Source organism: Streptomyces calidiresistens (genome assembly GCF_014141525.1).
In the GTDB taxonomy this organism is placed as follows: Bacteria; Actinomycetota; Actinomycetes; order Streptomycetales; family Streptomycetaceae; genus Streptomyces; species Streptomyces calidiresistens.
Genome location: NZ_VKHS01001329.1, coordinates 1 through 895 on the forward strand (window position 1 = coordinate 1; position 895 = coordinate 895).

Genomic DNA, 895 nt, shown 5'->3' on the forward strand with positions numbered 1-895 from the left:
GGGGTCGACGGAGCAGCCGCTCCGCCGGGGCGACTCCCGGGGGTGCCCGGGGTGCCCGGCGAGTTGCTCGCCCTGCACCGGGAGCTGGGCGCGATCGGTGAGTCCTACCGGATCGCCGAACAGGATGTCCTGGTCCGGCGCGTCCGGGCCGCCGTTCTCGCCGGTCGGCTGGTCACCATCCGGGCCCGCCTCACGGCGCTGCGGAACGAGGTGGGGGGCATCGCCCGGGCGCAGTACCGGTCCGGGACCCCGGGCGCCGGCGCGACGGGCGGGGACGCCTCCGCCGCGCTGTACCTCCTGCTGGCCGGGACGGATCCGGCGGAGGCGCTGGAACGGGAGGCGACCCTGCGCCGGATCGGTGAGGGCGCGGCGGTCCGGATCGAACGGTTGGAGGAACTGGAGCGCCGGGCCGTCGCGCTGGCGGCACGGGCCCGGGCCGAACTGGACGCCGGGCAGGTGGAGGCCGAACGCCGCCGGGAACGGCGGAGCGAGGTGCGGCGGCGGCTCGACGAACTGCGGGAGCCCGCGGCGGCGGGGGCGGAGGCCGAGCCGTCCGCCGGGGAGGAGCCCCCGGCCTCCCCGGACGCGGGGGACGCCGCGGAGGCGGCGAATCCGAGGAATGGGCCGAATGCGAGGGATACGGCGGCTGCGCCGGATCGGGGGTGACCGGCGCGTCCGCCGCCGGCCCCGGGACGTCCCCCGGCGACCGGCCGACCGGCGTGTTCCGTGGGCGACGCCGGCCGGGGCCCCCGGGTCCGCGCGCCCGGGGCCGTGGCCCGGGACGACGGCCGGCGGGTGGGCCCGGCGGGCCGCGGTGTTTGACACGGTGCGCGGCGGTGCGGCGGAGCCGGAGCGGCGGAGTCGGCGTGCCCTCCCCCGATCCCCGGCCCGATTC

The 895-nt window shown here is 80.1% G+C and carries 1 protein-coding gene; it reads left to right on the forward strand.

What is annotated here, in order from left to right; genetic code table 11:
• Positions 1–666 (forward strand): hypothetical protein (locus tag FOE67_RS27135; protein WP_438874325.1); only part of this gene is annotated, 666 nt, incomplete at its 5' end.
• Positions 667–895 lie beyond the last annotated feature (229 nt).